The organism is Paenibacillus sp. P32E (assembly GCF_001909085.1).
GTDB classification, from domain to species: Bacteria; Bacillota; Bacilli; order Paenibacillales; family Paenibacillaceae; genus Paenibacillus_AQ; species Paenibacillus_AQ helianthi.
In genome coordinates, this window is record NZ_LVYY01000013.1 from 345,892 (window position 1) to 362,374 (window position 16,483).

The 16,483-nt window shown below is 49.5% G+C and carries 17 protein-coding genes and 1 other annotated feature; all 17 genes read right to left on the reverse strand.

Annotation, left to right across the window (positions count from 1 at the left end; translation table 11 throughout):
• Positions 1-51: 51 nt before the first annotated feature.
• Positions 52-330 (reverse strand) — a binding site (T-box leader).
• A gap of 77 nt (positions 331-407) precedes the next feature.
• A complete protein-coding gene (locus A3848_RS14555; protein WP_074085638.1) occupies positions 408-893 on the reverse strand; it encodes a DivIVA domain-containing protein in 486 nt (161 codons plus the stop codon).
• A gap of 365 nt (positions 894-1,258) precedes the next feature.
• Positions 1,259-2,041: a YlmH family RNA-binding protein gene (locus tag A3848_RS14560; protein ID WP_074085639.1), complete on the reverse strand. Its 783-nt coding sequence runs from the start codon at positions 2,039-2,041 to the stop codon at positions 1,259-1,261.
• A 9-nt stretch (positions 2,042-2,050) separates the two neighbouring features.
• Positions 2,051-2,317 carry a YggT family protein gene (locus A3848_RS14565; RefSeq protein WP_074085640.1) on the reverse strand — a complete coding sequence of 89 codons (267 nt, stop codon included), beginning with the start codon at positions 2,315-2,317 and terminating at the stop codon, positions 2,051-2,053.
• 7 nt (positions 2,318-2,324) lie between these two features.
• Entirely contained in the window at positions 2,325-2,768 is a 444-nt protein-coding gene (locus tag A3848_RS14570; protein ID WP_074085641.1) for a cell division protein SepF, read from the reverse strand.
• Positions 2,768-3,460: a YggS family pyridoxal phosphate-dependent enzyme gene (locus A3848_RS14575; RefSeq protein WP_074085642.1), complete on the reverse strand. Its 693-nt coding sequence runs from the start codon at positions 3,458-3,460 to the stop codon at positions 2,768-2,770. The genes A3848_RS14570 and A3848_RS14575 overlap by 1 nt, the downstream gene beginning before the upstream one ends.
• Before the next feature lie 3 nt (positions 3,461-3,463).
• On the reverse strand, positions 3,464-4,321 hold the full coding sequence (gene pgeF, locus A3848_RS14580; protein WP_074085643.1) for a peptidoglycan editing factor PgeF: 858 nt from the start codon (positions 4,319-4,321) through the stop codon (positions 3,464-3,466).
• A gap of 163 nt (positions 4,322-4,484) precedes the next feature.
• Positions 4,485-4,796, reverse strand: a complete 312-nt coding sequence (locus A3848_RS14585; RefSeq protein WP_074085751.1) for a YlmC/YmxH family sporulation protein — start codon at positions 4,794-4,796, stop codon at positions 4,485-4,487.
• Positions 4,797-4,993: 197 nt separating this feature from the next.
• Positions 4,994-5,776: an RNA polymerase sporulation sigma factor SigG gene (gene sigG / locus A3848_RS14590; protein WP_019909334.1), complete on the reverse strand. Its 783-nt coding sequence runs from the start codon at positions 5,774-5,776 to the stop codon at positions 4,994-4,996.
• Between the two features lie 78 nt (positions 5,777-5,854).
• Entirely contained in the window at positions 5,855-6,577 is a 723-nt protein-coding gene (sigE, locus tag A3848_RS14595) for an RNA polymerase sporulation sigma factor SigE (RefSeq protein WP_074085644.1), read from the reverse strand.
• A 113-nt stretch (positions 6,578-6,690) separates the two neighbouring features.
• Complete coding sequence (gene spoIIGA, locus A3848_RS14600; RefSeq protein ID WP_178382003.1) at positions 6,691-7,647, reverse strand: sigma-E processing peptidase SpoIIGA; 957 nt, start codon at positions 7,645-7,647, stop codon at positions 6,691-6,693.
• 406 nt (positions 7,648-8,053) lie between these two features.
• Complete coding sequence (locus tag A3848_RS14605) at positions 8,054-8,995, reverse strand: Rpn family recombination-promoting nuclease/putative transposase (protein WP_074085645.1); 942 nt, start codon at positions 8,993-8,995, stop codon at positions 8,054-8,056.
• A 119-nt stretch (positions 8,996-9,114) separates the two neighbouring features.
• Positions 9,115-10,224 carry a cell division protein FtsZ gene (gene ftsZ, locus A3848_RS14610; RefSeq protein ID WP_074085646.1) on the reverse strand — a complete coding sequence of 370 codons (1,110 nt, stop codon included), beginning with the start codon at positions 10,222-10,224 and terminating at the stop codon, positions 9,115-9,117.
• 63 nt (positions 10,225-10,287) lie between these two features.
• Positions 10,288-11,553: a cell division protein FtsA gene (gene ftsA, locus A3848_RS14615; protein WP_074085647.1), complete on the reverse strand. Its 1,266-nt coding sequence runs from the start codon at positions 11,551-11,553 to the stop codon at positions 10,288-10,290.
• A gap of 345 nt (positions 11,554-11,898) precedes the next feature.
• Positions 11,899-12,663, reverse strand: coding sequence for a cell division protein FtsQ/DivIB (locus A3848_RS14625; RefSeq protein WP_074085649.1), 765 nt, complete (start codon positions 12,661-12,663; stop codon positions 11,899-11,901).
• A 65-nt stretch (positions 12,664-12,728) separates the two neighbouring features.
• Positions 12,729-14,012, reverse strand: a complete 1,284-nt coding sequence (gene murA / locus A3848_RS14630) for a UDP-N-acetylglucosamine 1-carboxyvinyltransferase (RefSeq protein ID WP_074085650.1) — start codon at positions 14,010-14,012, stop codon at positions 12,729-12,731.
• Positions 14,013-14,231: 219 nt separating this feature from the next.
• Positions 14,232-15,347 carry an undecaprenyldiphospho-muramoylpentapeptide beta-N-acetylglucosaminyltransferase gene (gene murG, locus A3848_RS14635; protein ID WP_074085651.1) on the reverse strand — a complete coding sequence of 372 codons (1,116 nt, stop codon included), beginning with the start codon at positions 15,345-15,347 and terminating at the stop codon, positions 14,232-14,234.
• A 5-nt stretch (positions 15,348-15,352) separates the two neighbouring features.
• On the reverse strand, positions 15,353-16,450 hold the full coding sequence (gene spoVE / locus A3848_RS14640) for a stage V sporulation protein E (RefSeq protein ID WP_074085652.1): 1,098 nt from the start codon (positions 16,448-16,450) through the stop codon (positions 15,353-15,355).
• Positions 16,451-16,483 lie beyond the last annotated feature (33 nt).

Consider the following 16,483-nt stretch of genomic DNA (forward strand, 5'->3'; position numbering starts at 1 on the left):
TGGAAGGGGGATTTAGGGGGATGTAAACATAAATAAAGCGTCGACCCGCCCCAAAGGGGCGAGACGACGCTCGCGATACCACCCTAATTCTGCGCCTCATGCACATCCTTAAGGGGAGTGTTATTCAGCACAATCTCAGTTCTGCGTAAAGATAGCCACGCAGGTCCGGGATAACGTCCGGCAGACGGCTTAAGCTTACACACGTGGTTAACGCTTCAGCTTAGCTTCTAGGGGAAGATCTTCCGAGCAAGGCATGAACATCGGCTTACAGCAATCGCCGACTCTCTGGAGAACGTTACCTCATCGTACTTGTCCCGTCATCGAATAGATATGAACAGATTACAGATATGTTCTAGTTATAGACGTTTTAAGTGAAAATGTCAATCTTGAAGAGAACCGTCTGTTATTCAGAGCGTATTCTCACTCACTTCACGACTTTCCAGGGCATTCCAGTCATCTGTGGACAGCAGCTCCAGCTGAGCTTCGAGCAGTGTCCGGAACCGGGTACGGTAGATCGAGGCCTGCTTGCGCAGTTCTTCAGTCTCGATCGCTACCTTGCGGGATTTGGACAGTGCTTCGTTGATAATCCGGTCGGCGTTTTTCTCTGCTTCCTTGATAATCAGCTGTGATTCCTTCTTGGAGTTGTTCTTCACATCATCTGCAGCTTCCTGAGCAACGAGAATGGTTTTGGACAAACTCTCTTCAATATTCACAAAATGATCAAGCCGCTCCTGAATGGACAACAGCTGATTGTGCAGCTCTTTGTTCTCACGGATGACGCTCTCATAATCCTTGATCACCTGATCCAGAAATTCGTTGACCTCGTCCTCATCATAACCGCGGATTCTCCGGGAGAATTCCTTGTTATGTATATCGAGCGGTGTTAATGGCATGCTGTGCACCTCCTAGAAATTTCGGACCTCTTGTGCCCCTGAACCTTAATTTGTCCGAAGACAAAGAGGAAAGACTGTATTCAAGTGGGAACGGTTTCGCTGGCCTTTAAAAAGCTTATGCTCCCTAAGCAGCGATATGATGTATCGCTTTCAGGTATCCGTATCTGCGAGAACTATATGTTCGGGCATAGGATATTACTATATGTCCTTATATAGTTCAAGTATTCGCGGATCGCCGAATTTCATCCGGTACCCGCGGTTACAGTCCGCCTCTTCTACAAGTATCGGCGTCCAGCTTGCAAAATGTTTGTCTCCCTATAGAGATATTCAATTTCGACAAGCCGTGCCGGATTCCTGCATGAAATTCAGACAAATTTGCCAACCTGCACCCGGTAACGGCCTTTTTTGGTCAGACTCCCGATTTCCAGAACCTTGAAGCGTCCAAAACCCTGAATCGAGACCATATCACCGTCCTTAAGCCCGCAGGAAGGATCTTCCTCTACCTTCCAGTTGACACGGACGCGGCCTGCTTTGATGGGAGCAAGAATTTTGCTCCGGCTAAGCCGGGTCACATCTGCAGCAATACCGTCTAGCCGTAGCGAAGCTACCGTAAGCTCCAGTTTCTCCAGCTTAACACTGCTACTTCGCAGACTGGACAACGGTAAAATCTCTGTACTGACATTGATCCGGTGCACACCGATCAGATTCATCGCTAAATAATTGGCAATATCCTCAGCGACGACTACATGGCAACCATCCGGAAGCACATGAATATCGCCAATTTTGCCTCTTTTGATTCCCAGGCCAAGGATTGCCCCCATATAGTCGCCATGTTCCAATTCGAGGAATTTCTGTTCTCCCGAGGAAATCGCGAGCACCCTCAGCTCCATATCCTCTTCCTCAAGGTCCCGGTAATCGGGAGCCACCAAGGCACGCTTCCGTTCAGCTTCCTCGGTTCCCCCCTCCCACCTTACGGCTACATCGGGATGACGGTTCACAAGTGTCTGCAGAATAAAACCTTGGCGGGGATCTAAAAATTCAGTCAGCTTGGTTTCGTGGTATTCTCCTGCAGAGGTAACCCATTCCCAGGCCTTGTCCACAAATTGTCGTTCATCAGGGTGGAAATGTCCGTAAATTTCATTCTTCATCGCAGCAGCCTAAAATACATATGCCACAATGTACTGCAATCCGGTTTTCGCAAATTCCAGCACGAACAGTGCAATAATCGGGGAGATATCAATTGTGCCGAACAACGCCGGGATAAACCGGCGGAACGGTGACAGATACGGTTCCACCAGCTTGCCAAGCAGTTCTCCGATGAAGCTGTCCCGTACATTCGGCAGCCAGGACATGAGGACGTAGAAAATGATCATTACAAAGTAGATGTTGTATAGAATATCAATAATTAGATTGATTTGGGACAAAGCCCGTTCACCTCATTCTGTTGTAGTCTTGATCCTCACCCAGAATCTCCGAAATGGAGCCTTGAATTTCAACAGTATCCGGGGTGCACATGAATATATTGCCCCCAATTTTGGAGATTCCTCCACCCAGGGCATAAACAGTTCCGCTGAGAAAATCAATGATCCGCATCGCCTGGTCATTTCTTACACGCTGCAGATTGATTACCACCGTGCGGTGGGCCCGGAGATGGTCAGCAATTTCCTGAGCTTCTTCATAAGAGCGGGGCTCATACAGCACGACTTTTACATTCTTTTGGGAATGAATACTGACGACGTTCGCCCGCTGATTTTTGCGGGTTTCTACAGGGGCGGGCTCGTACTCATCTTCATCGCGAGATATTTGCTCCCGCTCTACAATCTCCTCTTCCTCCTGCAAGCCCAAAAAACTCATAAAACGGTTCATCACGCCCATCATTCTCCCTCCTCATGACCTACTAATACCGTTCCCAGGCGCACCCGGGTGGCTCCTTCCTCTATCGCCACTTCAAAATCATTCGACATTCCCATGGACAGCTCTTGTATAGGCTCAGGTGTCAAAGCGAGCAGATTCAGCTCATCACGGAGTTCTCTAAGTCCGCGGAAGACAGGACGAGTCTGCTCCGGTTCCGCTTCATAAGGCGCCATAGTCATCAGTCCGATGACCTTTACGCGGTGCAGAGCAGCAATATCACGCAGAAAACCTGGCACCTCCTCAGGAGCAAGACCAAATTTGGTGTCTTCTCCTGAGATGTTCACCTGCAGAAAGACATTGACGGTAATTCCTGCCGCTTCAGCCTTTTTGTGCAGTTCCCGCGCCAATGTCAGGCGGTCGAGCGAGTGTATATATTGAAATTTACCGATAACATCCTTAACTTTATTGGTCTGCAAATGTCCGATGAAATGCCAGGTTCCCTTATGCCCCAGGGCGTTCCATTTCGGTTCGGCGTCCTGCCAGCGGGACTCGGCGATATCTTCAAGGCCTGCATCCAGCACAGCGGATACCGTTTCCAGAGACACATATTTCGTCACTGCGATAACCTTGACGTCCGCCACATCCCGGCCACTTGCCGCACAGGCCCGTGCTACACGTTCCTCTACCCCGGCTATTCTTTCCTGCAGTGTCAACGTTCAGCTCTCCTTTATTCCGATCCAGCTCGTCATTCTTCCTGTAACTCCGTTTTCCTTCCGGTATGAAAAGAACAGATCCTGATTACAGCTTGTACACCATGATGTACATTCGATATGAGTCGGCAATATTCCTGCTTTAATCATAATGCGTCGATTCATTTCTTTCAAGTTCAGCATGCTTTTACGGCTATCCGCTTCCGATGTTCTGTACAGGTCCTGCCGAGCAGCGGAAGGTGTCACGGGCTTCAGTCCCCCCTCAAGACGGTGGATATGATCCATTACATAATCATCCACTTCATAGCAGCAGTCGCCAATGGAAGGACCAATTCCGGCAAGAATATCCTCTGCCTGGCTGCCATACACTTCCTTCATACGGGCCACCATTGCGGCTGCAATCTCCGCTACAGTCCCTTTCCAGCCTGCATGTGCGAGTCCTACTACTTGCTTGTGAGGATCATAGAAATAAAGGGGAACACAATCAGCATAAAATGAAGTCAACAGCACACCTGGCACATTAGTAAGCAAACCATCCGTTGCCAGAAAAGCCGATGTTCTGTCCAGACTGCCCCGGCCGCGGTCTTCCTCTCTGACCACTGCTATATCTTTTCCATGAGTTTGCTCTCCGCAGGTCCAATCCTGAAGGGTAAACCCGAGGCTCTCGGCAAGAATTTTACGATTCCCGAGCACATCCTCCGGTTCATCCCCAACATGAAAGGCACAATTAAAGCTGTCATAAGGCATCTTGCCTATACCACCCTGTCTCCCTGTGAAGCCTGCCGTAATTTCAGCGTGCACCGCATACCAAGGTTTCAGATGAAGCAGCATAGGTGTGCCGCCTTTTTGAATAAACGGTTCCATATCTTCACCTCCGCCTAAGTGTACCACATGTGCCCTCACAGAGTGGGGTCAAACTGCTGGCTAAACAGCTTTGGCAATCCCCTACTTCATACATCCCCAAAATAAACATGTAGAAACGGATTTGGCTTCTTTTTTTAGAACATGCAGTTTAAAACGCACCCAGTCAATAAGTGCGCCGATCGGTGCGGTCTCCCCGTTCCAGATACATGGTCTCCCGCTCTTCCTGATTTTGCGGCATCCGGATTTCCTCCATCTTGACGAGGACGACATCAGCGCCGATCTTCACGATATTCCGCCAGGGAATGATCAGATCCGTACCTCCTCCAAAGAGTCCCATAAAACGTGTATACCCCGGGATAATGAGCGCGTCAATCACGCCGCGGCGAAGATCCAGCTCCAGATCACTGATCTGCCCCAGCCGCTTTCCGTCTACAATATTAATCACATCCTTCGTCTGAAAATCGGAGATTTTCATTTTCTTGCTGCTGCCTAACGAATCGTCGTTCACTTCCTCACCCCTGTACATTCAGACGTATAGTCCAATATATGCCCGGCGGGCTTGGCAACATGCTAATGATTGATTAGCAATAGTGCTATCCAACATAAAAAGGATGCTCCGGGAGCGCTTTTCACGCTTCCAGACCACCCCAGTGACAATCCTGCTATGTGTGTTTATGACTTAACATGCTTTTGCATCTGCTGTATGGCCGACTTTTCAAGCCGAGAAACCTGCGCCTGTGAGATACCGATTTCGTCCGCAACCTCCATTTGGGTTTTGCCTTCAAAAAAACGCATCGACAGAATCCGCTTCTCCCGCTGCCCCAGCCTCTGCATCGCTTCACGGAGCGCAATTTCTTCGATCCACGACACATCCTTATTCTTGTCATCGCTGATCTGGTCCATTACATAAATGGGATCTCCGCCGTCATGGTAAATAGGTTCGAACAAAGAGACCGGGTCCTGAATAGCATCAAGAGCAAATACCACATCTTCTTTGGGAACCCCAAGTGCCTCTGAGATTTCAAAAATCGTCGGTTCCCTTGAATTCTGATTGGTCAGACTGTCACGCACCTGTAATGCTTTGTAGGCAATGTCCCTCAAGGAGCGCGATACCCGTATCGGGTTGTTGTCACGCAAATACCTGCGGATTTCACCAATGATCATCGGTACCGCGTAGGTGGAGAACTTTACATTTTGCGATAAATCAAAATTATCGATGGCTTTCATCAGCCCGATGCAGCCTACCTGGAACAGATCATCAACGAACTCTCCCCGGTTGTTGAACCTTTGAATCACACTAAGCACAAGTCTAAGGTTACCGTTTACCAATTTCTCTCTGGCGGATCGCTCGCCCTGCTGCTGCAGCGAAGTGAACAATTCCCGCATTTCCACATTCGTTAGAACGGGCAGTTTGGCGGTGTCCACACCGCAAATCTCGACTTTATTTCGGGTCATGATGATTTACCTCCCAAGGAGAAACATTACTGTACATTATCTCCCCGGTCGGGCATTTTATTCCTTGGCCTCTTCACCTTACACCATCTTGTTGAACTCTTTGCGCAGCCGCTTGATAATTCTTTTTTCCAGTCGTGAAATGTAAGATTGGGAGATTCCCAACAGATCGGCAACATCCTTTTGCGTTTTTTCTTCCCCGCCGCGCAGCCCGAAACGCAGCTCCATGATCAGTCTTTCCCGCTCACTGAGCTTTTCCAGCGCCTTCTGCAGCAGCTTGCGGTCCACCTGCTCTTCAATATTACGGTAGATGGTGTCATTCTCTGTGCCCAGCACATCCGAGAGCAGCAGCTCGTTGCCATCCCAGTCGATATTCAGCGGTTCATCAAAAGAAACCTCGCTCCGGGTTTTGCTGTTGCGCCGTAAATACATCAGAATCTCATTTTCAATACAGCGCGAGGCGTAGGTAGCAAGCTTGATTTTTTTCTCCGGATCAAAGGTGTTAACAGCCTTAATCAAGCCAATCGCCCCGATGGATACGAGATCCTCAATGTTGATGCCGGTGTTCTCGAATTTGCGGGCAATATAGACTACCAGCCGCAGGTTGCGTTCAATCAGCATGGCTCGTACTGCCGCGTCACCGCTTGAGAGCCGCTGCAGCAGAAACTCCTCTTCCTCTCTCGTGAGGGGTGGGGGCAATGCCTCGCTTCCACCGATATAATAGATTTCCTGACTTTTCAGCCCCAGCAGAAAAAGCATGCGGTAATATTGAAGCTGCAGCACAATCTTCCATTTAACCATTATTGTTCCTCCTTCAAGAAGTACACCATTGCCCTGAGGTAGTTATTTGTCCCCTGACCCTTCCGCCACATCTGTTCCAACACGACGGAGTTGTTGCACACAAACTCTGTTCGAGCTCAGGAAGGCACCGCCGCCTTTGCAGGGGACTCTCTTTGGGTCAGGTCAGGATGTATGACCGCCCGGTACGCACCGTCTCCCGACAGTGTTCCGCCATCCAGCCCGATGAGGACCCTTTTGCTAAAAAAAGTCTCCTCCCCAAGCTTTATCGTCACCAGATCCGGCTTCAACGCAAGCATAAAGGATGCTCCGCGGTTGATTCCCCTATAGGGCACAAGCCGCAATCTGTCCTGCCAGGCAAAGGACTGCCCGTCCGCTTCCAGAAGAAGCTGGTCGGCACTAATCTGGGTAAGCCTTCCTTTCCAGGAGGCCGGAAGATGACCCTCCCACAGTGAAGCCTCCATCACCATCACTGGTATCCGGGTCAATGGATCGTTCAGACGGTTCCCGGTGTCCAGCAGGCCGGGACATGACACGCTCACCCCTTCGATCTCTACGCAAACTTCACCTATATAAGTCTCTAGCTGCTCTCTCCGGGTTCGGGAGGAATGGATCATCTTGAAGAGAAACAGCACCACAGGTAAAAGCGCAAGCACGAACCAAAACCCGATTTTCAGCCGGTAAGCTTGGCCGCCCGAGGAGGTGAATAGAATCCCGTTCCAGATGTCGCCCGAGCTCTGCAGCAAATAGTGAACGCCGACAATCCCCCCGGCAGCTGCAAAATTAATGATATAGAATGCCCCTAACGCCCGAAGGTAGCTTTGCAGACTTGTGAAACCAAAAGCAATCCACAACATCACTACCGACAATCCAAACTTGATGATAAAGGTGTACAGGAACGAGAGCTCCGGCACAAACATCATCACCACATACAGTGCGCCAACCAGCGCCGAACTAATGAGCCGCCACCAAGAGACCTTCTGCTTGACCAGCCAGCCTGTCAGCCACAACAAAATACCATCGATCAGTAAATTGGCGGTGAAAATCAAGTCAATATAAACAACCAGCGGATTCACCTGCCTGTAAGGTGGTATCTATCCGAAAGACCAAGGTTCCGGCTCTCTATTTGGACGATAAGATTAGTATAGAAAGACTCCCATCCAAAGTCTGTCTAAACTTGGGGGGCAAACCTGAGGTTTTTTTGTCGGTTTATAGCGTCATGCCAGTTATATGCTACCTTAACTGTAATAAGCGACTCATTCGCAAAGTCCGACTACTGGAAGCAGCGTAAACAGCTAAGGTATATAGGGAGCTAATGGCCCGCGTTCACTAACTTATCCCTAAACCAAGTAGAAAACGGATACCATCCATTTAAGGACGGTATCCGTTTCAGCGAGAAATAGCGCGAAGCATATAAATTCTTAATATTTGTACAAAGCCAGCCTTTGTAAGGCTGACTTCGGTTAAGTATACTGTTTTTCATTAGATAGATTGTATTTCTTCTTCTGTCAGACCCGTAGCAGCCTGTATGGATGAGAGGTCCAGCCCCATAGCCAGCAGGTTCTTTGCTACTTCGAGTTTGCCTTCCTTCAAACCTTCTTTCTTGCCTTCTTTCTTGCCTTCCTTCTTGCCTTTTTTGATCCCTTCTTTGATCCCTTCTTTAATCCCTTCCTTGATCCCTTCTTGTTTTCCCTCTTGCATTCCTTTAGCAAAGCCTTCTCTTTGAGCACCGTCTCTTTGCGAGGCTTCATCATGCAAAAACTTCTGACGGTCTTCATATTTACGCCGGGCTTCAGAATCCTGACTTAAAAATTCCAATGTTTCCATTGCCTTTCTCAAAGCTGGTTCATTCATCCGCAGTACCTCCCAATTCGAATTGTCGCTCCCTTTCAAAAAAAGCAGCCAATTGACCAAACCGCTCTCACCCGGAACCGCCGGCTGATTCAGCTTAGGGAGCTCCAGGAAATGGATCTCTATGTCATCTGTCAGTCGTGAACCGCTGATGTCCTCCCGTAGATGAAAGACACTGTGAGTGTGTTCATTAGGTAATACCTTATAATTCAAGATATTAATCGTTACGCATTTTTTGAGGTCTGTATACCTGCCGCCAGTCTGCAACTGGCCGGAGTAGCGTTTGCTCCAGTAATATAAGGTCCGCTTCTCCATATCATATCTGTTGAACAGCTGCATTTCGATATTGATCAGCTTTCCGTCCTCCGTCTTTGCCCAGATATCAAAGATTGACTGCTTATCCAGCGGGTCATCTTTATCTGTATACGGGTTTAGAAGCACCACTTCGTTCAAGGGAGCGTCTCCGGCATCCATAAGAATACGGTTCAAAAACGCCAGCAACACATCCTTGTTACTCTCGCTTGCAAAAATTCTTTTGAATACAAAATCCACCCGGGGGTCCAGCAATTCCATTATATCCACTCCCGTTATTCGTATTATATCAGCTTAAAAAACAAAAAAACACCGTATCCGGCCATAGCAATCTGCTATCCGGATACGGTGCTTCCGTAAACGTGTATGTGTCTCTTTGTCTAATCGTTGTTGCCGCGTGTGCGGTTGCGCAGGAACGTCGGGATGTCGAGCTGGTCAGAGGTTGTCTGATTGCCAAAAGGACGCAGGTTGGCGTTCTTGTCAGCGGCAGGCTCACTGCTAGTTGCCGGGCGTCGGTTAGGCGCAACAGGGGATGCCTTATGTTCAAAGCCGGTAGCAATCACCGTAACTTTAATTTCATCCTTCATACTCTCCTCAATCATGGCCCCGAAAATCATATTGACTTCAGGATCAGAAGCGAAATTCACAATCTCGGCAGCTTCGTTGACTTCATACAAGGAGAGGTTCGAACCGCCAGTAATATTCATGATTATGCCGCGCGCACCTTCAATAGAAGTTTCGAGCAGTGGGCTCATAATGGCTTTGCGGGCCGCTTCCGAGGCACGGTTCTCACCGGTGGCAATTCCGATGCCCATCAATGCCGAACCGCGTTCTGTCATAATCGTTTTCACATCGGCAAAGTCAAGGTTGATCAGACCCGGAACGGCAATAAGATCAGAGATCCCTTGCACCGCTTGCCGGAGCACGTTGTCCGCTTCGCGGAAGGCTTCCAGCATCGGTGTTTTCTTGTCGACAATTTCAAGCAACCGGTCATTCGGAATGACGATAAGGGTATCTACCTTTTCCTTCAACGCTTCAATACCAAATTCTGCCTGGTTGGAACGTTTTCTTCCTTCAAAAGTAAACGGACGCGTCACAACGCCAACCGTCAGCGCTCCGCATTCTCTGGCAATTTCAGCAATTACAGGTGCAGCCCCTGTACCTGTACCGCCACCCATGCCCGCGGTCACAAATACCATATCTGCACCCTTGAGCGTATTGGAAATCAGATCGCGGGATTCTTCGGCCGCTTTCTTGCCAACCTCTGGATTGGCGCCAGCGCCTAGTCCACGGGTAAGCTTATCCCCGATTTGCAGTTTATGCTCCGATTTGGCCATATGCAGCGCTTGGGCATCTGTATTAACCGTGATGAATTCAACACCCTGAACGCCGTTTTCAATCATCCGGTTAACAGCATTGCTTCCGCCGCCGCCTACGCCGATGACTTTTATTTGCGCCAAGCTCCCCATTTCAAAATCAAATTCCAACATATTGTTCCATCTCCCCCTAGAATAGTGCTTGGATGGCCGGTCCAAGTATATCTGGACTTACACTTATATGAACTCGCTGAACATATTCTTAAGACGTTCCACCAAACCGGGCTTCTTCCCGGTATCTTGGCTTGGAACGGCGTTCTGCTTGTTTCGGTTGACCGTTTTCTTATTGCCGTTTCCTCCGCCACTGTTGCGTCCCCGGTAACTGCGGACTACATTGTGCAGGATGCCTACACCACCGGTGAAACCAGGGTCCCGGACACCGATATAATCAGGCACAGCTATGCGTACGGAGGCAGATAGTTCAGTTTGCGCCACCTTCAGAACACCAGGCATGGATACAGTTCCACCCGTAAGTATATAACCTCCGGGAAGCTCCGTGTAACCAAGCCGTTTCACTTCTTGGCGGATCAGATGAAAAATCTCCTGCACTCTTGGCTCGATAATTGCAGCCAAATCTTCCTGGTTGAACTCTTTTTCAACATTGCTTCCGATACGTAACACCTTGAATACTACATCCGAAGCGGCATCATCAACCCAGGCGCAGCCATATTTCAGCTTGACCTTCTCTGCCTGGTCTGTAAGTGTCCGAAGTCCGTAAGCAATATCATTCGTTACAAATTCTCCGCCGATCGGAATCGTGGATGTTGCACAAAGGGAACCCTCTTCATATACGGCTATCGTAGTTGAACCTGCACCGATGTCTACCAGTACAGCGCCCATTGATTTCTCATCTTTGGAAAGCGCCAATCCACCGGCTCCAAGAGACATCAGCACAAGATCTTTAACTTTCAGTCCTGATTTCTCTACACAGCGAAGCAGATTATGTATTGGCGTTTTGGCTCCGGTAATGATCGTTGCCTCAACTTCCAGACGGACACCGATCATTCCGCGCGGATCCTGGATACCTTCAAGACCGTCTACGATATATTGTTTGGCGACAACATCAATCACTTCGCGTTCAGGAGGCAGTGCGATGACTTCCGCAGCTTTAATTACCCGGTCAATGTCATCCTCACCAATTTCACGGTCCTCATTCTGAACGGCTACAACACCGTGACTGGACTGCAGTCCGATATGATTGCCGGATATGCCGACGTAGACCTCGGAAATTTGGATGCCTACCATTTGCTCCGCATGGTCTACCGCACTTTTGATCGATTGGACAGTCTGGTCAATATCGACTATCGCACCTTTCCGTATTCCTTCTGAATCAGCAGATCCAACGCCAATAATATTAAAGGTTCCATTGGTAACTTCCCCAATTATAGCCCGAACTTTGGATGTACCGATGTCCAAACTAACAATGATGTCATTGTTGCTCAAGCTCTATGGCACCTCCTGTTATGATCAAAATAGATGGTGAAGCCAGTAAAACAGTTTGCTCCCGGTCCCGGGAAACTTCTCTGTACATATTCAACATACCTAATCCTTTCCCTCTTTTTTCTACAAATTTTTTGAGTGGAATAATATAACAAGCATTCCGCATAAACATAGATGCTTTCCTAAAACCATGAAACTAGAAGACTATAAAGTTAAAATAAGTGTATTCAAGAAGCATCATCCATATTTACGGCATTAGTTCAAAAAATCCGGAGAAAAAAGAGGGATCCAGCTTATTGCCCGTAAATCCGATTGTAGCATTTTTCCCGCTCTATTAGTAGGGACTATTTACTCTTGTGTGTCTGCTTTGTCCTCATTTGTTTCTTGTGGAGCTTGAAACGGAACATATGAATCGGCTTCCAGCATCTTAATCAGTCCGGGCTCCTCGGTCTCAATGACCTGATTCAAATATTCCACCTTATCCTTAAGCAGAGAAATCGCCGTTATGACTTCAAAATGCGAACGTGTATAAAGCTTAATCCGGTCCGGAAAGGATAGCGTCGGTGAAGGTACGATCTCGGAGATATCACCGGTCAATTCATTGGGAATGCTGGCGAGCACTTGGCAGAGCTTGGCCTTATAAGGGTCCTTAGCGTCCCAGCCTGTCAGAATAGGCTTCTCCACCGCAATTCCGGACTCATTCACGCCTACAGCCGCCCCGCTGGACAGAATGGCTTCAAGTTCACCGGACTGATCCAATTCATAAGCAACTGCAGGATATTCCTTGATAGTAATGGTAACCGTGCCAGGGAAACTTTTGCTTACCGAAGCCTCCTGGATGGTCTTAAGCTCCTTCAGGGAATTCTTCACTGAAGTCTTAGAAACGGCAAAGAACTGTCCTCCGACCGAAAGCCCGCTTTGGGATATCAGCTCTTCCCGGGTCGTGTACTTATTACCCTGAAAGTGAATCTCTGTAATACGGCTGAGCGACGAACGGAAAAAAATCACAGCCAGCAGCGCAATAAACAGCAGCAGCAGGATCATTGTGACCTTCCGGCTCATTTTTTTGCTTGGCTTGTCCTCTTTAAGCAGAGGTAAACGGGTTTTAGGCATTCTCATATCTCCGTAATAAGGCCCTGTCTCCTTCCCTCGCGTGAAGCCGAAGGAGACAGGGAGCTTTAATTGGCCAAATCTAACGGACCCGGCACAGGTACTTTGCGGCTGATGCGTGCTCCAAGCTTCTGGAACAGCTTCTCAATGCCATCATATCCGCGGTCAATATGGTGCGCCTGCTCAACTACCGTAGTACCTTGAGCTGCGAGTCCAGCGATCACCAGGGCAGCCCCTGCCCTCAGGTCGGTAGCTTCTACCGTAGCTCCGTATAACCTCTGCACCCCGCGTATGAATGCACGGTTCAGATCAATAGAGATATCCGCCCCCATACGGGCCATTTCCTCTACATGCTTGAAGCGTCCCTCGAATACAGTCTCTTTGATCACACTGAATCCGTCGGCCAGTGACAGCAGTACCATCACTTGAGACTGCAAGTCTGTGGGAAAGGAAGGGTAAGGAGATGTTACGATTCTCTCTACCGCACGGGGACGTCCCATACAGCTGATATTAATTATATCATTGCACACTGTAATTTGAACACCAGCCCGTCTGAGCACATGAATAAGCGAGGTTAAATGCCCGGCATTCGTATGGGTCAATGTCACATTTCCACGTGTCGCAGCCGCTGCGATCATCACTGTACCGGCTACAATCCGGTCCGGGATCACCTCGTAGCTGCAGGGTTGCAGTTTTTTGACCCCTTGAATCGTAATCGTATCGGTACCTGCGCCTATGATCTGAGCACCCATTTTATTCAGATAATTCTGAAGATCCTGAATTTCAGGTTCTCTGGCTGCGCCCGATATCGTTGTAGTGCCTTCAGCCATGGCAGCCGCCATCATAATATTCTCCGTCGCTCCGACACTCGGATAATCCAGATGAATATCGCTTCCCGTCAGCTTGGCAGCCCGGCAGGAGATCCGTCCGTTAACTTCCTCAATCTCCGCACCAAGCTGTTTGAGCCCCTGGAGGTGAAGGTCAATCTTGCGTTCACCGATCGCACAGCCTCCCGGCTGGTAAATCGTCACCTCGCCAAATCTGCATAACAGCGGCCCCATCAGAAAAATTGAGGATCTCATCTGCCGCATCAGATCCTCTGGAACATGGGATGTATCCACAGACGAAGTATCCATCGTTACTGTATCGTCCTCGTGAGTGCAACTGCACCCCAGCCGTTCCAGAATGTGCAGCATTGTCTCAATGTCCAGCAACTTCGGCACATTATGCAGTGAGTGAACTCCTTCGGCAAGCAGGCTAGCCGCCAGAATCGGCAGTGCCGCATTTTTTGCTCCATGGATACGTATGGTGCCTGACAGGGGGGTTCCACCCTCAATCACCAATTTGTCCAATGTATCACCTCCGAGATTACCGCTCACCCACCACAAGCACTTCCTATACAAAAATCAATTACGGTCAGGAAAAGCTGTCCGTGTCCGCATTTCATGGACCGGAAGTGCTCTGGGTGATAGTCACGATTATAGGATTATCCTATGTTCGTGCCCTCGGGTGTGTGACAGTGAAGACCAATAACAGGAAGCGTCTTCCAGCCTGCTGGAAGCAAGTCTCCACTACGATTTCCGCATTGCGGCCAGCCTGCGCAGCTCGCTAACGACAAGTGCCGCAGAATCCCTTTTGCCTAAACGCCGCGAGGCTTCAGACATTTGCTTGCGAACGGACTCCACACTGATAATTTTCTGTACAGCCTCCATCAGTGTCTGGCCGTTCAAATCCTTCTCAAGCAGCACGACAGATGCCCCTTCACGTTCCAATTGTCTTGCATTCGCCTCCTGGTGATTATTCGTCACGTTAGGGGACGGGATTAAAACTGAGGGAATACCTAGTGCTGTAATTTCAGCCAGAAATGAAGCGCCTGCCCGGTTCACAATAAGAGAAGTACAAGCCAGCACCTCAGGCATATTATGGATGTAAGGGAGAAGATGCAGCCAATTCGGCACGCCCCCCAGCTTTTCGCGCAGAGCTTTGCGGGTTTCTTCGAAATAGGACTCACCAGTTACATATACATAATGAACACCATTACCCTTACCCACAAATGGAGCCATCTCAATCATAGCCTGATTTATGGCTCTTGCTCCGCCGCTGCCGCCGACCATCAGAACCACCGTACTGCCCTCAGGAATACCGAGTGAAGCAAAGCCGCGCTGGGGGTTCGCAGTGGTTACAGTGGTCGCCCGGGGATTCCCGGTATAGATTACATGTTTCCCGCCGGGAAACGCCGACTCCGTTCCTTCAAAGCTAACGGCAACCGTATCGGCATAACGGCTGAGAAAACGGTTCGTCAGCCCCGGTATCGCGTTCTGCTCATGAATAAGGGTAGGAATGCCAAGTTTGGAGGCCGCATAAACCACCGGTCCGCATACGTAACCGCCGGTGCCGATCACGACATCCGGCTTAAATTCCCTGAGCATTGCCTTGGAGGCTTTGACCCCTTTCAGAAAACGCATCACAGTCTTCACATTGTCCATAGATAGCTTGCGGCGGAAACCTGTGATATCAATCGATTTGAACGGAAGATTCTCTTGCGGAACCAGCTTGCTCTCCAGCCCACGCTTTCCACCAATATACAGAAAAGCCGAGCCTTCTTCTTCCGCTTCCAGTTGCCTTGCAACAGCGACAGCAGGATAGATATGTCCGCCTGTGCCGCCGCCGCTTAATACGATACGCATGTCTTTCACCTCGCATAACGGGATAGGTTGAGTAAAATGCCGAGTGCTGTGAGCATTAGGGTCAGCGATGATCCCCCATAGCTGATTAGCGGAAGCGTGATGCCTGTAACCGGCATTAGGCCGATGACAACGCCAATGTTGATGATGACCTGGACGGCTACCATACAGACGATGCCTACCGCCAAATAACTGCCGAACCGGTCGGGCAGACTCATTGCCACCTTCATCCCCCTCCAGATCAGAATCAGGAATAGGACCAGTACAATCAGCCCACCAATGAAACCAAGCTCCTCGGCCAAAATGGAAAAAATAAAATCGGTCTGCGGCTCTGGCACATAGCTGTACTTTTGCCGGCTCATGCCAAGTCCCAGACCGCCAAGGCCGCCGGGGCCAATTGCATAGAGCGATTGGATAATCTGATAGCCCTTCCCTAGCGGATCGGACCACGGGTCCAGAAATGCTGTAATCCGCTGCAGACGGTAGGGAGCTGCAGCAACCAGCGCGGCAAACCCAACGACTCCCAAAAAGCCCAGGGAGAGCAGGTGCTTCATACGCGCTCCGGCAGTAAAAATCATCATGAGGGCAGCTCCGAACATGACGGTGCCTGTCCCCAGATCCGGCTGGAGCATAATAAGGGCAAATGCGGAGCCGATCAGTGCGAGCGGGGGCAGCAACCCTTTTGTGAAGGCAGAGATATCATAATCATCCTTTCCCAGCCAATTGGCGAGAAAGAGGATCATCCCCATTTTCATGAATTCGGAAGGCTGAATCCCGAAAGAGCTGATGCCGAGCCAGCTTCGGGCTCCGCCGCGCACAACGCCGATACCGGGGATCAGCACCATGACAAGCAGAATGAAGCAGAGTATCAACGCGGGTCTGGCAAATCTCTTCAGCACCAGATAATCGGTGTTTGCGGTAACGAACATTGCGCCAAGCCCAAGCCCCGCAAACAACAGCTGCCTTTTGACAAAATAAAACGAATCGCCATAATTGCGGAAGCCCAAAACAGAACCTGCGCTGTAAACCATCACCATGCCGATTAACAGCAGGGACAGAATAGCCATAAGTATCCAGATATCGGGCGCATGACGGGATTTGTTCATCAGGAGCACACCTCTTGCATCTGTAGTAGGGGC

Bases quoted from the DNA above. Each gene is read 5' to 3' on its own strand.
- A3848_RS14555 (WP_074085638.1), bottom strand. From the start codon at position 893: ATGCCATTAACACCGCTCGATATACATAACAAGGAATTCTCCCGGAGA.
- A3848_RS14560 (WP_074085639.1), bottom strand. From the start codon at position 2,041: ATGAAGAATGAAATTTACGGACATTTCCACCCTGATGAACGACAATTT.
- A3848_RS14570 (WP_074085641.1), bottom strand. From the start codon at position 2,768: ATGGGCGTGATGAACCGTTTTATGAGTTTTTTGGGCTTGCAGGAGGAA.
- pgeF (WP_074085643.1), bottom strand. From the start codon at position 4,321: ATGGAACCGTTTATTCAAAAAGGCGGCACACCTATGCTGCTTCATCTG.
- A3848_RS14585 (WP_074085751.1), bottom strand. From the start codon at position 4,796: ATGAAAATCTCCGATTTTCAGACGAAGGATGTGATTAATATTGTAGAC.
- sigG (WP_019909334.1), bottom strand. From the start codon at position 5,776: ATGACCCGAAATAAAGTCGAGATTTGCGGTGTGGACACCGCCAAACTG.
- A3848_RS14605 (WP_074085645.1), bottom strand. From the start codon at position 8,995: ATGGAATTGCTGGACCCCCGGGTGGATTTTGTATTCAAAAGAATTTTT.
- ftsZ (WP_074085646.1), bottom strand. From the start codon at position 10,224: ATGTTGGAATTTGATTTTGAAATGGGGAGCTTGGCGCAAATAAAAGTC.
- A3848_RS14625 (WP_074085649.1), bottom strand. From the start codon at position 12,663: ATGCCTAAAACCCGTTTACCTCTGCTTAAAGAGGACAAGCCAAGCAAA.
- murG (WP_074085651.1), bottom strand. From the start codon at position 15,347: ATGCGTATCGTATTAAGCGGCGGCGGCACAGGCGGACATATCTATCCT.
- spoVE (WP_074085652.1), bottom strand. From the start codon at position 16,450: ATGAACAAATCCCGTCATGCGCCCGATATCTGGATACTTATGGCTATT.